Origin of the sequence: Streptomyces sp. NPDC012466, assembly GCF_042955215.1 — a bacterium.
Classification (GTDB): Bacteria; Actinomycetota; Actinomycetes; order Streptomycetales; family Streptomycetaceae; genus Streptomyces.
The window spans coordinates 510,074-526,769 of the sequence record NZ_JBIBEQ010000001.1 but is presented as its reverse complement, the minus strand read 5'-3'; the positions used below and the strand labels follow the sequence as shown (position 1 = coordinate 526,769).

Below are 16,696 nucleotides of genomic sequence, written 5' to 3'. Positions count from 1 at the left end.
CTGATGACTGCCACTCTCGTCGCCAAGAACCTCGCCGCCGGCCACGGCGACCGCGCCCTGTTCACCGGCCTCGACCTCGTCGTCGCGCCCGGCGATGTGATCGGCCTGGTCGGGGCCAACGGCGCGGGCAAGTCCACCCTGCTCAGGATGCTCGCCGGACTCACCGCACCCGAGCAGGGCGACCTGCGCCTGTCCCCGCCGGCGGCCACCGTCGGGCACCTCCCGCAGGAGCCCGACCGCCGGCCCGGCGAGACCGTTCGGGCGTTCCTCGCCCGCCGCACCGGCGTCGCCGAGGCCCAGCGGACCATGGACGAGGCGACCCAGGCCCTGGTCGACGGGGCACCCGGCGCCGACGACGCCTACGCCACGAGCCTGGAGCGCTGGCTCGGCCTCGGCGGCGCCGACCTCGACGAACGCGCCGAGGAGGTCGCCGACTCCCTCGGCCTCGCGGTCGACCTGGACCAGCCGATGACGGCCCTGTCCGGCGGTCAGGCGGCCCGCGCCGGCCTCGCCTCCCTGCTGCTGTCCCGCTACGACGTCTTCCTCCTCGACGAGCCGACCAACGACCTCGACCTGGACGGCCTGGAGCGCCTGGAACGCTTCGTCGGCGGCCTGCGCGCCGGCACGGTGGTCGTCAGCCACGACCGCGAGTTCCTCGCCCGCACCGTCACCAAGGTCCTCGAACTCGACTTGGCTCAGCGGCAGATCAACCTCTTCGGCGGTGGCTACGAGGCCTACCTGGAGGAGCGGGAGGTCGCCCGCCGGCACGCCCGCGACGAGTTCGAGGAGTACGCGGACAAGAAGACGGCCCTCCAGGACCGTGCCCAGACGCAGCGCTCCTGGATGGACAAGGGCGTGAAGAACGCGCGCCGCAAGGCGGGAAACGACAACGACAAGATCGGCCGCAAGTTCCGCAGTGAGGCCAGCGAGAAGCAGGCCGCCAAGGCCCGCCAGACCCAGCGCATGATCGAGCGCCTGGAGGTGGTCGAGGAGCCCCGCAAGGAGTGGGAGCTGCGTATGGAGATCGCGTCGGCCCCGCGTTCGGGAGCCGTCGTCGCGACTCTGCGGGACGCCGAGGTGCGCCGCGGCGGTTTCGTCCTCGGTCCCGTCTCCCTGCAGATCGACTGGGCGGACCGGGTGGCGGTGACGGGCGCGAACGGCGCCGGCAAGTCCACGCTGCTGGGCGCCCTCCTCGGCCGGGTCCCGCTGGACGCCGGGCACGCCGCGCTCGGCTCGGGCGTCCTGCTCGGCGAGGTCGACCAGGCCCGCAAGCTGTTCCACGGCGAGGAGGCCCTGCTCGACGCCTTCCGCACGGCCGTCCCGGACACCGAACCGGTCGAGATCCGTACGCTGTTGGCCAAGTTCGGCCTCAAGACGGACCACGTCCTGCGCCCCGCGGGAAGCCTCTCCCCGGGTGAGCGCACCCGGGCCGCCCTGGCGCTGCTCCAGGGCCGGGGTGTCAATCTCCTGGTCCTCGACGAGCCGACCAACCATCTCGACCTGCCGGCCATCGAGCAGCTGGAGTCCGCCCTCGACGCCTATGAGGGCACCCTCCTGCTGGTCACCCACGACCGCCGCATGCTGGACGCCGTGCACGTCACCCGCCGCCTGGAGGTGGCGGACGGCAAGGTGACCGAGCGCTAACGGGCCGTCAGGCGCCGGGCCAGTCGCGGATAGTCGACGACAAACCCGTCCGCGTCGAACTCCAGGTCGCTGCGGAAGTCGCCGGAGGAGTAGCGGACGCGCCCGGGTCCCAGATGCGTGTACGTCTGCCGTGACGGCCGCACGGTCAGGTCCGGCACCGACACCCAGGCCATCACGAAGTCCCGCTCGCCGGGCGTCCGGTGGAGCCCGTGCCGGAGCACCGGCATGGTGTTGGTGAGCGGGCACAGCCCGAGGTCGCAGTCGAGGGCTCCCTCGACGTCCGGGAGCGGCTCGCCGTTCGCGGTCCAGTCGCCCTCGCCGTCGTGGAGCAGATCGAGCGTGCGGACCCCGTCGGCGGACTCGGCGGTCACCCGGAGCCGACGGGTCACGAAGCGGTCGGCTGTGTCGAGTTCGTACGTGACCCAGTAGGGCTCGGGTGCGGTCCCGACGGCGCGTCCCCGCGCCCGCAGCGCGCCTTCTCCCAGTTCGGGCCAGGCGGTCTCGAACCCCCTGCTCGCGGACACTTCCCAGGTGATGGCAGACATGCCCTCACTCTAGGTTCCGGAAGCGAAGCTCCCCATGGAGGGGCGCGGGGAACTGCGCGCCGGCCACGACGGACCCGCAGCTCCCCATGGCCACCCCGGCGCAGCCGTCAGCGGCGCCCCTTCTTCGGATCGGCCAGACCCGCCCGGCGCAGCGCGTCGGCCATCGCGCTGTTGGCCGGCGGCGGAGCCTGCCGCTGCTGACCGCCGCGACCGCCGCCCTGACCGCCGCGACCGCCGCCCTGACCGCCGCGACCGCCGCCCTGCCGCTGCTGCGGCGGACGCCCGCCGCGCTGCCGGCGCTCGCCGGGACCGGCGTCCTGCCCCTGCGGGGCCGCCTCGTCGTCCAGCCGCAGCGTCAGCGAGATCCGCTTGCGCGGGATGTCGACGTCGAGGACTTTCACCTTCACGATGTCGCCGGGCTTGGCCACGTCGCGCGGGTCCTTCACGAAGGTCTTCGACATCGCCGAGACGTGCACCAGACCGTCCTGGTGGACACCGATGTCCACGAACGCCCCGAACGCGGCGACGTTCGTCACGACGCCCTCCAGCACCATCCCGGACGACAGGTCGGAGATCTTCTCCACGCCGTCCTTGAAGGCGGCGGTCTTGAAGCCCGGCCGCGGGTCGCGGCCGGGCTTCTCCAGCTCCTTCAGGATGTCGGTGACCGTCGGCAGACCGAACGTCTCGTCCACGAAGTCCTGTGGCTTCAGCGAGCGCAGCACCCCGGTGTTGCCGATGAGCGAGGCGACCTCCTGCCCGGCGGTCTTCACCATGCGCCGGACCACCGGATACGCCTCCGGGTGCACGCTCGACGCGTCCAGCGGATCGGCGCCGCCGCGGATCCGCAGGAAGCCCGCGCACTGCTCGTACGCCTTCGGGCCGAGCCGCGCCACCTTCTTCAGCTCACCGCGGGACTTGAACGGCCCGTTCTGGTCGCGGTGCGCCACGATGTTCTCGGCGAGCCCGGAGGTGATCCCGGAGACCCGGGCGAGCAGCGGTGCGGAGGCCGTGTTGACGTCCACGCCCACACCGTTCACACAGTCCTCCACCACCGCGTCCAGCGAACGCGACAGCTTCACCTCGGACAGGTCGTGCTGATACTGGCCGACGCCGATCGACTTCGGGTCGATCTTCACCAGCTCGGCCAGCGGGTCCTGGAGCCGGCGGGCGATCGACACGGCGCCGCGCAGCGACACGTCCATGTCGGGCAGCTCCTGCGAGGCGAAGGCGGACGCCGAGTACACGGACGCGCCGGCTTCCGACACCATCACCTTCGTGAGGTTCAACTCCGGGTGCTTGGCGATCAGTTCACCGGCGAGCTTGTCGGTCTCGCGGGACGCGGTACCGTTGCCGATCGCGATCAGCTCGACCGCGTGCTCCTTGGCGAGCCGGGCCAGCTTGGCGATGGCCTCGTCCCACCGGTTGGCCGGGACGTGCGGGTGGATGACGTCCGTGGCGACGACCTTGCCGGTCGCGTCGACCACGGCGACCTTCACACCCGTGCGGAAGCCGGGGTCGAGGCCGAGCGTCGCGCGGGTGCCCGCCGGGGCGGCGAGCAGCAGGTCGCGCAGATTCGCGGCGAAGACCCGCACCGCCTCGTCCTCGGCGGCCGTGCGCAGCCGCAGCCGCAGGTCGATGCCGAGATGGACGAGGACGCGGGTGCGCCAGGCCCAGCGGACCGTGTCCTTCAGCCACTTGTCGCCGGGGCGGCCCCGGTCGGCGATCCCGAACTTGTGCGCGATGATCCCCTCGTACGAGGAGGGGCCGTCCGTGGCCTCCTCGGGCTCCAGGACGAGGTCGAGGACCTCCTCCTTCTCGCCGCGCAGCATCGCGAGGACCCGGTGCGAGGGCAGCTCCGTGAACGGCTCGGCGAAGTCGAAGTAGTCGGCGAACTTCGCGCCCGCCTCCTCCTTGCCCTCCCGGACCTTGGCGGCGAGCCGCCCGCGCACCCACATGCGTTCGCGCAGTTCACCGATCAGGTCGGCGTCCTCCGAGAACCGCTCGGTGAGGATGGCCCGGGCGCCGTCCAGGGCGGCCTGCGGATCGGCCACGCCCTTGTCGGCGTCGACGAACGCGGCGGCCGCGGCGAGGGGCTCGACGGAAGGATCGCCGAGCAGCCCCTCCGCCAGCGGCTCGAGTCCCGCCTCGCGGGCGATCTGCGCCTTGGTGCGCCGCTTGGGCTTGTACGGGAGGTAGATGTCCTCCAGGCGCGCCTTCGTCTCGGCACCCCGGATGCTGGCCTGAAGCTCCTCGGTGAGCTTGCCCTGCTCGCGCACCGACTCCAGGATCGCCGTCCGCCGCTCCTCCAGCTCCCGCAGATAGCGCAGCCGCTCCTCGAGGGTGCGCAGCTGCGCATCGTCGAGCATCTCGGTCGCTTCCTTGCGGTAGCGGGCGATGAAGGGCACCGTAGAACCGCCGTCGAGCAGTTCCACGGCGGCCCTGACCTGCCGCTCCCGTACGCCGAGTTCCTCGGCGATCCTGCCTTCGATGGACCCTACGCTGATGGACCCGTTGGACCCGGGTGTCGTCACGATCCCGTACCGCCTTCTCCACTGAGGTTGCGCGGCAATTGTGGCAGGTGGCACGGACACTCGGGGATCAGGGCGGCACCCGGCAGGTCGGAATCCCGGTCAGGCCCTGCGGCTGCGGGTGGAGGACGAGGCCCCGCCGAAGAGCCGGGCAAGCGCCCGGAAGGGCAGCGTCACGACGGTGGCGATGGCCCCGCCGATCTGGCGCAGCACGTCTGCGATAGCACGGAACACGGAATTCCCCTTTCTCACTACCGGCCGCGACGGCCGGTGGAGAGCGGGTACCTCACCAACGCGTCACTATGCGTCACCCTTGCCGATCAGATCCGCCGGGAACGCCCCCGCCACGAGCGCCGCGTGCGCGAACGCCCCGCCCAGCTCGGTCAGCCGGGCCACTCCCTCAGGCCCCAGGTGCTCGTACGGGGCACGGTCCAGGCGGTCCGTCCCGTGCTCGATCTCCCGGCGCAGGGCGACACCCTGTTCGGTGAGTTCGCCGGACGCCTCCAGCAGCCCGCGCTCCCGCAGCCGGTCCGTCGCCGCGTCCCACTCCTCCCGGCTCCAGCCCCGAGTGGCGAAGACCCACTTCGGGGTCATGCCCTTGCCCGTCGCCGTGTGGGTCACCATCGCCTCCAGCCCGTCCAGGCCCGCGGACATCAGGACGGCCAGGTGCCCGTCGCCCCGGTGCTCGCGCAGCAGGGTGGCCGCGTGCCAGTAGGCGAGGTGCGGCTCTTCGGGGACGGGCAGGTCGGCGTGCGCGGAGTACAGCGGCCGTGCCTCGCGCGAGCAGGCCTCGGCGGCGCGCAGGGCGAGCCGCGCGGCCTCGGACATCTCCGCCGACGCGAGGGCCTCCTCGCCGAGCAGGCGGCGCAGCGTCGCGTCGACCGCACGCGCGCGTGCCGCCAGCACCTGCCCGGGTGCGGCGGTCTCCCACACCGCCGGCACGTGCCGGGCCACGAGTTCGTACTTGTAGTTGTAGAAGGCGGCCGTCACGGTCCCGGCCCCGACCGGCCCGAGGGCGGCGGACCGCACGGCGAAGTTCACGGCCCGCGGATCGGTGACCCCTACGGCGCCCAGCTCGCGCCCGAGGTCGGGCGAGAAGTAGTGCGTCGAGTGCAGCGAGTTGAGCATGTTGTGGCAGCGTCGGCCGGCGCGCGGCTCCAGGGCGGCAGTCGTCATGCCCGGCAGGTTACCAACCGCTTGGTATGTCCTCCATGGCCGGCCGTCCCATGGCAGGAAAGGTGGGGTACTCGTCATTGCGGCCACCCTCCGCCCCCGCGAACAATCGACGGCATGACCCAGCGCACGGTTCTCGTCGTCCTCTTCGACGGCCTGCAGAGTCTCGACGTCACCGGGCCCGTGGAGGTCTTCGCGGGCGCGGAGCTGCTCTCCCCGGGCGCCTACCGGATTCGCACGGCGTCCTTGGACGGCGCGCCCGTGCGGAGCACCAGCGGCCTGACCCTCGTCCCCGACGAGTCCCTGGCCACCGCGCCCGACCCGGACATCCTCCTGGTCCCCGGCGGAACGGGCAGTCTGCGGCCCGATCCGCGTCTGGTCGACTGGGTGCGCGAACACGGGCCGCGTGCCGCGCGCCTGATGTCCGTGTGCACCGGCGCGGCCGTGCTCGCCGAGGCCGGCCTCCTGGACGGCCGCCGCGCCACGACCCACTGGGCGTACTGCGACCGGATCGCCCGCGCCCACCCGGCCGTCGAGATCGACCCCGACCCCGTCTACGTACGCGACGGGAACATCGCCACCTCGGCCGGTGTCACCGCCGGGATCGACCTCGCCCTCGCCCTGGTCGAGGAGGACCTGGGCCGGGACGCCGCCCTCACCATCGCCCGCCATCTGGTGGTGTTCCTGCGCCGCCCCGGGAACCAGACCCAGTTCAGCGCCCAGCTCGCCGCCCAGACCGCACAGCGCGAACCCCTGCGCGACGTCCAGCAGTGGATCACCGACCACCCCGACGCGGACCTGTCCGTCGAGGCCCTCGCCGCCCGGGCCCGCCTCTCGCCCCGCCACTTCGCGCGCGCCTTCCGCGCCGAGACGGGCATGACACCGGGCCGCTACGTGGACCGCGTCCGCCTCGAACACGCCCGGCGCCTCCTGGAGGACACCGCCGGCGGCATCGAGGAGATCGCCCGCGGCAGCGGCTACGGCACGCCCGAAGGGATGCGCCGGGCCTTCGTCAGGACCCTGGGAACGCCCCCGGCCGAGTACCGCCGCCGCTTCCGCCCCGCCACCACACCCTGACCCACCTCGACATCAGCCGAAGGGAAGAGACCTTCATGCAGGTCGCCATCGTCCTCTACGACCGCTTCACCGCCCTCGACGCCGTGGGCCCCTACGAGACCCTCGGCCGGCTCCCGGGCGCGGAGACCGTCTTCGTCGCCGAGGAGCCCGGCCCCGTACGGAACGACTCGGGGAACCTCGCGCTCACCGCCGACCGTGGGCTGGCCGACGTGCCCCGCCCCGACATCATCGTGGTCCCCGGCGGCCCGGGTCCCCTCCCGCTGGCGGCGGACGGCCCCCTGCTCACCTGGCTGCGCACCGCCGACGAGACCAGCACCTGGACGACGTCCGTGTGCACCGGCTCCCTGCTCCTCGCCGCCGCCGGACTCCTCCGGGGCCGCCGCGCCACGTCCCACTGGCTGGCCCTGGAGGAGCTGAAGCGCCATGGCGCCGAGCCGACGGGGGAGCGGGTCGTCACCGACGGCAAGTACGTCACCGCGGCCGGCGTCTCCTCCGGCATCGACATGGGACTGACCCTGCTCGGCCGCATCGCGGGCGACGACCACGCCCGGATCGTCCAGCTCGCCACCGAGTACGACCCGCAGCCGCCCTACGACGCCGGATCGCCCGAGAAGGCCCCCGCCCACCTCGTCGAACTGGTCCGCACGCACTCCGGCGTCATCCTGACGTAGGCACGCTCCAGCCGAACCGCGGCTGCCGGCGCTCCAGGAACGCGGCGACGCCCTCCGCGGTGTCGCCGCTCCCGCGCGCCTGCCCCGCCCAGTGCGCGTCCCGGTCGGTACGCCCGTCCGCGAACTCCTTGGCCGCCGCCTGCGTCAGCTGCGAACGCGACACCAGGATCCGGGTGAACTCGGCGACCCGCTTGACGAGTTCGCCCTCGGGCAGCACCTCGTCCACCAGCCCGGTGCGCAGGGCCCGCGGCGCGTCGATCAGCTCACCCGAGAACAGCAGGTACTTCGCGGTGGCCGGCCCGACCAGGGACACCAGCCGCCGGGTCGAGGACGCCGGGTACACGATGCCGAGCTTCGCGGGCGTCACACCGAACAACGCCCCTTCCTCGGCGAACCGCAGATCACAGGCCGCCGCCAACTGAGCCCCGCCGCCCACGCAGTGACCCCGGACCGCGGCCAGCGTCGGCTTCGGGAACGCGGCCAGTGCCTCCTCGGCCCGCACGGCCAGCCCCTGCGCCTCCTCGGGCGAGCCTCGCAGTGTCGAGATGTCGGCCCCGGCGCAGAACGTCCCGCCCTCACCGGTCAGCACCAGCGCCTGCACGGCCGGATCCCCCGCAGGCTCCTCCAGCAGCGTGGGCAGGGAGCGCCACATCGCGGCCGTCATGGCGTTGCGCTTCTCGGGATGACGGATGACGACCGTCGCGACCGAGTCGGTCACGCGGTACTCCAGTTGCGGCTCCATGCGCCGGATGCTATCCGGATGCCAAACCCGTACAACCCGAATAGTTCGCCGAGACGGCACAACAGGGACAGGACCAGTCCCACAACTGACCGTGTCATACGCCAACGGTCAGAAGTGCTCGATAGTTGCTGACTTCTGTTCAGTCCCGGGGTGGGAGGCGCATCGTTACCAACACTCGACGTGTGGCGACAATCGAGCGCGAGGGTGGCGACCGGACGATGGACGACGACGGGCGTGGGTTCGGCCCTCGCCCAGAAGGCGGCGCGGCGCCCCTCGGCCCCGGGCCCGCGGATCCGCTGCCGTACGAAGGGGTCTGGAGGTTCACCGCGCCGGCGGTCGACGCCTCGGTCCCCCAGGCACGGCACGCCGTACGGGACCTGCTGCTGCGTCAGGGGGTGCCGGTCGCGGACGATCTGGCCCAGGGGCTGCTGCTGATCGTCTCGGAGCTGGTGACGAACGCCGTCAAGCACGCGGCGGTGCTGTCGCCGACGATCGCCGTCGAACTGGCCGTCGGCGCCGAGTGGCTCCGGGTGTCCGTGGAGGACAACCACCCGTACCGGCCCACCGCCCTGGAGACGGACCACGCCCGGACCGGTGGGCGCGGGCTGCTCCTGGTGCGCGAGATCACCCGGGAGGCCGGCGGGGTGTGCGAGGTGGACTACACGGCGAGCGGCGGCAAGGTGATCTGGGCCGCCCTGCCGCTCAAACCCGCGCGCTTCTCCTGAACCCCGCCGCCGGGGCCGGACTCACCAGCCCGCCGACGGACCCGTCAGCTCCCTGATCGCCGGCCGGGCCGCGTCCAGGACGGTCATGAACCAGGACGAGAAGGTGTCCTTGGCGTGCCGCTCCGCGAGCTCCGGCGGGGTCACGAAGACCGTCGACGCCACCTCCTGCGGGTCCGGCCGCACCACGGCCTGCACCATGCCGACGAAGAGGTGGTTGTACTCCTGCTCCACCAGTCCGGACTCCGGGTCCGGGTGGTTGTAGCGGACCGTGCCCGCCTCGGCCAGCAGGGACGGGGAGGCGCCGAGCTCCTCGAACGTGCGCCGTGCCGCCGCCGCGAAGGGCGCCTCACCGGGGTAGGGGTGGCCGCAGCAGGTGTTGGACCACACACCGGGGGAGTGGTACTTGCCCAGCGCGCGCTGCTGGAGCAGCAGCCGGCCGTACTCGTCGAAGAGGAACACCGAGAACGCGCGGTGCAGCTGCCCGGGCGGCTGGTGGGCGGCGAGCTTCTCCGCGGTGCCGATCGTCACGCCGTCCTCGTCGACCAGTTCCAGCAAAATCGCGTCTGCGGTGCCGTTCGACGGGTTGTGCGTCGCGGTGGCAGGTGTGATCGGCATACCCATCCTTCACATCGGTCTTCGCGCCCCAAGTCTGCCGTACGAATCCGGCACTCCCGGCACTTCGCGGCACGCCCGCATGTCCCGCGCGGTCGCGCGGACCGCGGCCGGCACCGGTCGGACGCCGGGGAAAGGGACCCGGTAGATGATCGTGCCCGGCCGGGGAGGCGGAAAATCGTCCCCCACCGGAGCTGTGGGGCTCAGGACGCGGGCGCGCGGCGGAGGGTTGCGTTCACCGGCGCACTCGCAGTGGAGTGCGCCCCCTCAGTGGCAGAGCCGCGCCTCGTGCTCCGCGTGACCGCTCGGTTCCAGCTGGAACGTGCAGTGCTCCACGTCGAAGTGGTCGCCGAGACAACCCTGGAGCTCGTGGAGCATCTTCTCGTGGCCTATCCCGTTCAGGGCCTCCGAGCTGACGACCACGTGCGCCGACAGCACCGGCATGCCGGAGGTGATCGTCCAGGCGTGCAGGTCGTGGACGTCCTCCACACCGTCCGTGGCGAGGATGTGCGAGCGCACCTCCGCCATGTCGACGCCCTTGGGAGCGGCCTCCAGCAGCACGGAGAGCGTCTCGCTCAGCAGCTTCCACGTCCGGGGCGCGATCATCAGCGCGATGACGAGCGAGGCGATCGGGTCGGCGGCCTGCCAGCCCGTGAGCATGATCACCGAAGACGAGACGATCACCGTGACCGAACCCAGGGCGTCCGCCGCCACCTCCAGGAAGGCGCCCCGCACGTTCAGGCTCTCCTTCTGCCCGCGCATCAGCAGCGACAGCGACACCAGGTTCGCCACCAGGCCGATCACGCCGAACAGCAGCGCCAGCCGGCCCTCGGTCTGGGCCGGCGCGATGAAGCGCTGGACCGACTCGTACACGACGTACCCGCCCACGCCGAGCAGCAGCAGGCAGTTGGCCAGGGCGGCGAGGATCTCGGCCCGGGCGTAACCGAAGGTGGCCCGCTCGCTCGGCGGCCGGTTCGCGAAGTGGATCGCGAGCAGCGCCATGCCGAGACCCAGGGCGTCCGTCGCCATGTGGGCCGAGTCCGCGACGAGGGCGAGCGAGTCGGCGAGGGCACCACCGACGATCTGCACGACCACGATGCCGAGCGTGATCGCCAGCGCCATGCGCAGCCTGCCGCGGTACGCCGAGGTCGCCGTACCGCCGGCCGCCGCGCCGTGCGCGTGCCCGTGATCGTGCCCAGCCCCCATGAGAAGTCAGCCTCCCTGTGTCCGCCTGATCGTGCTCGGGCACCCCAGTGAACTACGGGGAGGGGGTATGTGCAACGCGGCATTGAACACCGTTGTCATGTGCCCTGACCTGCGCAAACGATGCGCAGGTCAGGGTGCCTGCAGAGGGTCAGGAGCCGTGGTGGAGCCGCCAGCCCCGCCAGGCCGACTCGGTCATCTCGCGCACCCCGCGCCGGGCCGTCCAGCCGAGCTCCTCGGCGGCCCGGGCGGCCGACGCCACCGCCCGTGGGGCGTCACCGGGGCGCCGGTCCTCGACGAGCGGGGGCCGTCGGTCGCCGGTGACCTCGCCGATGACCGTGATGAGCTCGCGGACCGAGACGCCCTCGCCGCGGCCGATGTTGACCGTCAGGTCACCCGTGAGGCCGCCCTCGGCCAGCCGCCGGGCCGCCGCCAGATGGGCCTCGGCCAGGTCGGCCACGTGGATGTAGTCACGGACGCAGGTGCCGTCCGGGGTCGGGTAGTCGTCGCCGAAGATCCTGGGCGCCTCGTCGCGCGTCAGCCGGTCGAAGACCATCGGAACGATGTTGAAGACACCCGTGTCCGCCAGTTCGGGCGCGGCCGCGCCCGCCACGTTGAAATAGCGCAGGCATACGGTGGAGATCCCGTGCGCCTGTCCCGCCGCCCGCACCAGCCACTCCCCGGCGAGCTTGGTCTCGCCGTACGGGTTCACCGGCGCGCACGGGGTGTCCTCCGTGATGAGGTCCACCCCCGGGTCGCCGTAGACGGCGGCCGACGAGGAGAACACGAAACGCTCGATCCCGGCTTCGGCCACCGCGTCCAGCAGCGTCACCAGGCCGCCGACGTTCTCCCGGTAGTAGCGCGTGGGCTGTGCCACGGACTCGGCGACCTGCTTGCGCGCCGCGAGATGCACCACACCCGTCACACCGTGCTCGGCGAGGATCCGCTTCAGCAGCTCCCCGTCCAGCGACGAGCCCCGCACGAGCGGGACGCCGGCCGGGAGCCGGGCGGGCACCCCGGCCGAGAGGTCGTCCAGGGCGAGGACACGCTCCCCGGCCTCGGTCATGGCCCTGGCCACATGGGCTCCGATATAGCCGGCACCGCCGGTGATCAGCCAAGTCATGGTCGCCCACCCTATGCGGCACCGGCCGGGCGCCACACAATGTCCCCGATGTCCGCTCTGGCACGCGCGGTTTGTGGGGCGGGCCCCGGATCCACGATGATGATCGCGGCAGGGGCTTGTGCGAACCACGTCGATCCATCCGCCGAACGGCCGGTGAACGTGGCCTTCCCGGCATCCGATAGCCTCTGCCGACATGCCGCCCGGGAGCCACCGGAGAAGGCGCCCCCACCATGTACGTCACCGGCGCGGACGCGTCGGTACCCAGGGAGTGAATTCGGTTGTCGACCGCCATCCTCACCGGCCAGCCGGTCCCCGGATCGTCGATCGAGGCCGACCTGCGGTCCCTCGGGTTCGACCTCCGGACCGCGACCGACGCCGCCGAGGCCGAGACCCTCCTCGCCGAGGTACCGGGCGACGAACGGGTCGCGCTGGTGGACGCCCGGTTCGTGGGGCACGTGCACGCGCTGCGCCTCGGTCTCACCGACCCCCGCTTCCCGCTCGCCGCGATCCCCGGCGCCGTCACCGCTCAGCCCGCCGGCCGTCAGGCACTGACCCGGGCGATGGCCCGCGAGAACTCGGCCGGCGGCGGCACCACCCTGGTCGACAGCCTCGCCGACCGCATCCTCACCGCTCTCGACGCCGACGGCACCGACGTGCACCGCCCCGAGCTGGGCACCCTGGTCGCCGCCGTCCCCGCCGACCCGCAGGCCCGCAACGAGGCACGGCAGGCGGTCGCGGACGTCGACGACGAGGCCGTACGCCTGAAGTCGGCCGTCAAGGCCCGCGACGGCTTCTTCACCACCTTCTGCATCAGCCCGTACTCCCGCTACATCGCCCGCTGGTGCGCCCGCCGGGGCCTCACCCCGAACCAGGTCACCACCGCCTCGCTGCTCACCGCCCTCATAGCGGCGGCCTGCGCGGCCACCGGCACCCGCGGCGGCTTCGTCGCGGCCGGCGTCCTGCTGATCGCGTCCTTCGTGCTGGACTGCACCGACGGCCAGCTCGCCCGCTTCTCCCTGCAGTACTCCACGCTCGGCGCCTGGCTGGACGCCACCTTCGACCGGGCCAAGGAGTACGCCTACTACGCCGGCCTCGCGCTCGGCGCCGCCCGCGGCGGCGACGACGTGTGGGCCCTGGCCCTGGGCGCCATGGTCCTGCAGACCTGCCGGCACGTCGTGGACTTCTCCTTCAACGAGGCCAACCACGACGCCACCGCCAACACCAGCCCCACCGCCGCCCTCTCCGACAAGCTCGACAGCGTCGGCTGGACGGTCTGGGTCCGGCGGATGATCGTGCTGCCCATCGGTGAGCGCTGGGCGATGATCGCGGTCCTGACGGCGGCCACGACTCCCCGCATCACCTTCTACGCGCTCCTCGTCGGCTGCGCCTTCGCCGCGACCTACACCACGGCCGGACGGGTGCTGCGGTCGCTGACGCGCAAGGCCAAGCGGACCGACCGCGCGGCCGGCGCCCTGGCCGACCTCGCCGACAGCGGCCCGCTCGCGCAGGGCTTCGCCGAGGCGTTCAAGAAGGCCGCCCGCAAGCTGCCGGGCTTCACCGCCCCCGCCGTCGCCCTGCTCGGCGGTCTCGCCGTCGTCCTCACCGCGGCGCTGACGGACTTCGGCGGCCCCTGGCCGGTCGTCGCGGCCCTCGGCTACGCCCTGACCTCCGGCCTCGCCGTCGCCCGCCCTCTCAAGGGCGCCCTCGACTGGCTCGTCCCGCCGTTCCTGCGCGCCGCCGAGTACGGCACCGTCCTGGTCCTGGCCGCCGAGGCGGACGTGAACGGGGCCCTGCCCGCGGCTTTCGGGCTGGTGGCCGCGGTCGCCTACCATCACTACGACACGGTCTACCGCATCCGCGGCGACGCCGGAGCGCCCCCGGCCTGGCTGGTGCGCTCCATCGGGGGGCACGAAGGACGGACGCTGCTCGTCACCGTCCTCGCCGCGCTGCTCACCGCCTCGCAGTTCAAGGTCGCGCTCACGGCACTGGCCGTGGCCGTCGCCCTGGTGGTGCTCGTCGAGAGCATCCGCTTCTGGGTCGCCGCCCACCGGGGTGGCGCACCCGCCGTACACGATGAAGGAGAACCCGCATGATCGGCCTCGTGCTCGCGGCCGGCGCCGGACGGCGTCTGCGCCCCTACACCGACAGCCTCCCCAAGGCACTGGTGCCGGTGGGCCCCGCGGGCATAGAAGGCGAACCCACGGTTCTCGACCTGACCCTCGGCAACTTCGCCGAGATCGGTCTCACCGAGGTCGCGGTCATCGTCGGCTACCGCAAGGAGGCCGTGTACGCGCGCAAGGAAGCCCTTGAGCGGAAGTACGGCCTCAAGCTCACCCTCATCGACAACGACAAGGCCGAGGAGTGGAACAACGCCTACTCCCTGTGGTGCGGGCGTGACGCCCTCAAGGACGGTGTGATCCTCGCCAACGGCGACACCGTCCACCCGGTCTCCGTCGAGAAGACGCTGCTCGCCGCCCGCGGCGACGGCAAGAAGATCATCCTCGCGCTGGACACCGTGAAGGACCTGGCCGACGAGGAGATGAAGGTCGTCGTCGACGCCGAGAAGGGCATGACGAAGATCACCAAGCTGATGGACCCCGCCGAGGCCACGGGCGAGTACATCGGCGTCACGCTGATCGAGGGCGACGCCGCCCCCGAGCTGGCCGACGCGCTCAAGACCGTGTGGGAGACCGACCCGCAGCAGTTCTACGAGCACGGCTACCAGGAGCTGGTCAACCGCGGCTTCCGCATCGACGTGGCGCCGATCGGCGACGTCAAGTGGGTGGAGATCGACAACCACGACGACCTCGCCCGCGGACGGGAGATCGCGTGCCAGTACTGACCCGCCTCATCCCCTCGCCGCTCGTCGTCGACATCCGCCCGGGTGCCCTCGACGACCTGGCGTGCGTCCTCGCCGACGAGCGCATCTCGCACTCCGGCCGCCTCGCCGTCGCCGTCAGCGGCGGCTCGGGCGCCAAGCTGCGCGAGCGCATCTCGCCGAGCATGCCCGGCGCCACCTGGTACGAGGTCGGCGGCGGCACCCTCGACGACGCGGTCCGGCTGGCGAGCGACATAAAGGCCGGCCACTTCGACGCGGTCGTCGGCCTCGGCGGCGGCAAGATCATCGACTGCGCCAAGTTCGCCGCGGCACGCGTCGGCCTGCCCCTGGTCGCCGTACCGACGAACCTCGCGCACGACGGCCTGTGCTCGCCGGTCGCCACCCTCGACAACGACGCGGGCCGCGGCTCCTACGGTGTGCCGAACCCGATCGCGGTCGTCATCGACCTGGACGTCATCCGTGAGGCCCCGGTCCGTTACGTCCGCGCCGGCATCGGCGACGCCGTCTCCAACATCTCCGCGATCGCGGACTGGGAGCTGGCCAACCGCGTCAAGGGCGAGCGGATCGACGGCCTCGCCGCGGCCATGGCCCGCCAGGCCGGCGAAGCCGTGCTCCGGCACCCGGGCGGCATCGGGGACAACGACTTCCTCCAGGTGCTGGCCGAGGCGCTGGTCCTCAGCGGCATCGCCATGTCGGTGTCGGGCGACTCGCGGCCCTCCTCCGGGGCGTGCCACGAGATCAACCACGCCTTCGACCTGCTCTACCCGAAGCGGGCCGCCGCCCACGGCGAGCAGTGCGGTCTCGGCGCGGCCTTCGCGATGTGGCTGCGCGGGGCGCACGAGGCCTCGGCGTACATGGCCGAGGTGCTGCGCCGGCACGGCCTGCCCGTGCTGCCGGACGAGATCGGCTTCACGACGGACGAGTTCGTCAAGGCCGTCGAGTTCGCCCCGGAGACCCGCCCCGGCCGCTACACCATCCTCGAACACCTCGACCTGAACACCGAACAGATCAAGGACACCTACGCCGACTATGTCAAGGCCATCGGTAGCTGAACTCCGCCCCGTCGTCCACCCCCCAGGGGTGAAGGACAGGCGCAGCGGTGAGCACTGGATGGGACGCCTCTACATGCGCGAGGTGTCCCTGCGGGTCGACCGCTACCTGGTCAACACCAGGGTCACGCCCAACCAGCTCACGTACCTGATGACCGTCTTCGGTGTGCTCGCGGCCCCGGCACTGCTCGTGCCGGGGATCGGGGGCGCCGTTCTCGGTGTGGTGTGCGTCCAGATGTACCTGTTGCTGGACTGCGTCGACGGCGAGATAGCGCGCTGGAAGAAGCAGTACTCGCTCAACGGCGTCTACCTGGACCGCGTCGGCGCCTACCTCACCGACGCCGCGGTGCTCACCGGCTTCGGCCTGCGCGCCGCCGACCCGTGGGGCAGCGGCCGCATCGACTGGCTGTGGGCCTTCCTCGGCACCCTGGCCGCGCTCGGCGCCATCCTGATCAAGGCCGAGACCGACCTCGTCGGCGTCGCCCGGCACCAGGCCGGCAAGCCGCCGGTCAAGGAAGCCGCCGCCGAGATGCGCTCCTCCGGCATGGCGCTGGCCCGCAAGGCCGCGGCCGCCCTGAAGTTCCACCGGCTGATCCTCGGCATCGAGGCCTCCCTGCTGATCCTCGTGCTGGCGATCGTCGACCAGGCCCGGGGCGACCTGTTCTTCACGCGCCTCGGCGTGGCGGTGATGGCCGGCATCGCGCTGGTGCAGACCCTGCTGCACCTCGTGTCCATCCTGGCCTCGAGCAGGCTGAAGTGAGCGGC

16 protein-coding genes are annotated in these 16,696 nt (G+C 72.2%); 8 read left to right on the top strand and 8 right to left on the bottom strand.

Annotated elements, in window-relative coordinates; translation table 11 throughout:
* Positions 1–3 precede the first annotated feature (3 nt).
* Positions 4–1,644 (top strand): ATP-binding cassette domain-containing protein, encoded by a 1,641-nt coding sequence (locus tag ACFY9E_RS02425; RefSeq protein ID WP_390978558.1) that lies wholly within the window; start codon positions 4–6, stop codon positions 1,642–1,644.
* Here the strand turns inward: ACFY9E_RS02425 and ACFY9E_RS02420 are convergent.
* The 4 genes from ACFY9E_RS02420 to ACFY9E_RS02405 all read right to left on the bottom strand — a co-directional run bounded on the left by ACFY9E_RS02420 (position 1,641) and on the right by ACFY9E_RS02405 (position 5,893).
* Positions 1,641–2,189 (bottom strand): putative glycolipid-binding domain-containing protein, encoded by a 549-nt coding sequence (locus ACFY9E_RS02420; protein WP_390978557.1) that lies wholly within the window; start codon positions 2,187–2,189, stop codon positions 1,641–1,643. The genes ACFY9E_RS02425 and ACFY9E_RS02420 overlap by 4 nt on opposite strands.
* Positions 2,190–2,296: 107 nt before the next feature.
* On the bottom strand, positions 2,297–4,720 hold the full coding sequence (locus tag ACFY9E_RS02415) for a helix-hairpin-helix domain-containing protein (protein WP_390978555.1): 2,424 nt from the start codon (positions 4,718–4,720) through the stop codon (positions 2,297–2,299).
* A 99-nt stretch (positions 4,721–4,819) separates the two neighbouring features.
* A complete protein-coding gene (locus ACFY9E_RS02410) occupies positions 4,820–4,951 on the bottom strand; it encodes an LPFR motif small protein (RefSeq protein ID WP_252100478.1) in 132 nt (43 codons plus the stop codon).
* A gap of 66 nt (positions 4,952–5,017) precedes the next feature.
* The gene (locus ACFY9E_RS02405; RefSeq protein ID WP_390978553.1) at positions 5,018–5,893 is read right to left on the bottom strand and encodes a hypothetical protein; all 876 of its coding nucleotides are present in this window, start codon (positions 5,891–5,893) and stop codon (positions 5,018–5,020) included.
* Between the two features lie 114 nt (positions 5,894–6,007).
* Between ACFY9E_RS02405 and ACFY9E_RS02400 the strand changes: the two genes are divergently transcribed.
* Together ACFY9E_RS02400 and ACFY9E_RS02395 are read left to right on the top strand one after the other, a co-directional pair.
* Positions 6,008–6,967: a DJ-1/PfpI family protein gene (locus ACFY9E_RS02400; RefSeq protein ID WP_390978551.1), complete on the top strand. Its 960-nt coding sequence runs from the start codon at positions 6,008–6,010 to the stop codon at positions 6,965–6,967.
* 35 nt (positions 6,968–7,002) lie between these two features.
* Entirely contained in the window at positions 7,003–7,638 is a 636-nt protein-coding gene (locus ACFY9E_RS02395; protein ID WP_390978549.1) for a DJ-1/PfpI family protein, read from the top strand.
* Here ACFY9E_RS02395 and ACFY9E_RS02390 read toward each other — a convergent pair.
* On the bottom strand, positions 7,625–8,380 hold the full coding sequence (locus ACFY9E_RS02390; protein ID WP_390978547.1) for an enoyl-CoA hydratase-related protein: 756 nt from the start codon (positions 8,378–8,380) through the stop codon (positions 7,625–7,627). The two genes, ACFY9E_RS02395 and ACFY9E_RS02390, sit on opposite strands and share 14 nt — an antisense overlap.
* Positions 8,381–8,598: 218 nt before the next feature.
* On the opposite strand from ACFY9E_RS02390, the gene ACFY9E_RS02385 reads away from it, so the two are divergent.
* On the top strand, positions 8,599–9,105 hold the full coding sequence (locus ACFY9E_RS02385) for an ATP-binding protein (protein ID WP_390980256.1): 507 nt from the start codon (positions 8,599–8,601) through the stop codon (positions 9,103–9,105).
* A gap of 21 nt (positions 9,106–9,126) precedes the next feature.
* On the opposite strand, the gene idi is transcribed toward ACFY9E_RS02385, so the two are convergent.
* The 3 genes from idi to galE form a co-directional block, all read right to left on the bottom strand.
* On the bottom strand, positions 9,127–9,720 hold the full coding sequence (gene idi, locus ACFY9E_RS02380; RefSeq protein ID WP_390978546.1) for an isopentenyl-diphosphate Delta-isomerase: 594 nt from the start codon (positions 9,718–9,720) through the stop codon (positions 9,127–9,129).
* A gap of 264 nt (positions 9,721–9,984) precedes the next feature.
* Positions 9,985–10,923, bottom strand: coding sequence for a cation diffusion facilitator family transporter (locus tag ACFY9E_RS02375; protein ID WP_390978544.1), 939 nt, complete (start codon positions 10,921–10,923; stop codon positions 9,985–9,987).
* Positions 10,924–11,071: 148 nt separating this feature from the next.
* The gene (galE, locus tag ACFY9E_RS02370; RefSeq protein WP_390978542.1) at positions 11,072–12,043 is read right to left on the bottom strand and encodes a UDP-glucose 4-epimerase GalE; all 972 of its coding nucleotides are present in this window, start codon (positions 12,041–12,043) and stop codon (positions 11,072–11,074) included.
* 278 nt (positions 12,044–12,321) lie between these two features.
* Here galE and ACFY9E_RS02365 point away from each other — a divergent pair, with 278 nt between their 5' ends.
* Genes ACFY9E_RS02365 through ACFY9E_RS02350 form a run of 4 tightly spaced genes read left to right on the top strand, consistent with a single transcriptional unit; the run spans position 12,322 to position 16,691 of the window.
* Positions 12,322–14,136: a DUF5941 domain-containing protein gene (locus ACFY9E_RS02365; protein WP_390978540.1), complete on the top strand. Its 1,815-nt coding sequence runs from the start codon at positions 12,322–12,324 to the stop codon at positions 14,134–14,136.
* Positions 14,133–14,885: a sugar phosphate nucleotidyltransferase gene (locus ACFY9E_RS02360; RefSeq protein WP_390978538.1), complete on the top strand. Its 753-nt coding sequence runs from the start codon at positions 14,133–14,135 to the stop codon at positions 14,883–14,885. The genes ACFY9E_RS02365 and ACFY9E_RS02360 overlap by 4 nt, the downstream gene beginning before the upstream one ends.
* Positions 14,873–15,934, top strand: a complete 1,062-nt coding sequence (locus ACFY9E_RS02355) for an iron-containing alcohol dehydrogenase (RefSeq protein WP_390978536.1) — start codon at positions 14,873–14,875, stop codon at positions 15,932–15,934. Before ACFY9E_RS02360 ends, ACFY9E_RS02355 begins: the two co-directional genes overlap by 13 nt.
* Positions 15,912–16,691, top strand: coding sequence for a CDP-alcohol phosphatidyltransferase family protein (locus tag ACFY9E_RS02350; RefSeq protein WP_390978534.1), 780 nt, complete (start codon positions 15,912–15,914; stop codon positions 16,689–16,691). Before ACFY9E_RS02355 ends, ACFY9E_RS02350 begins: the two co-directional genes overlap by 23 nt.
* The last annotated feature ends 5 nt before the right edge of the window (positions 16,692–16,696 follow it).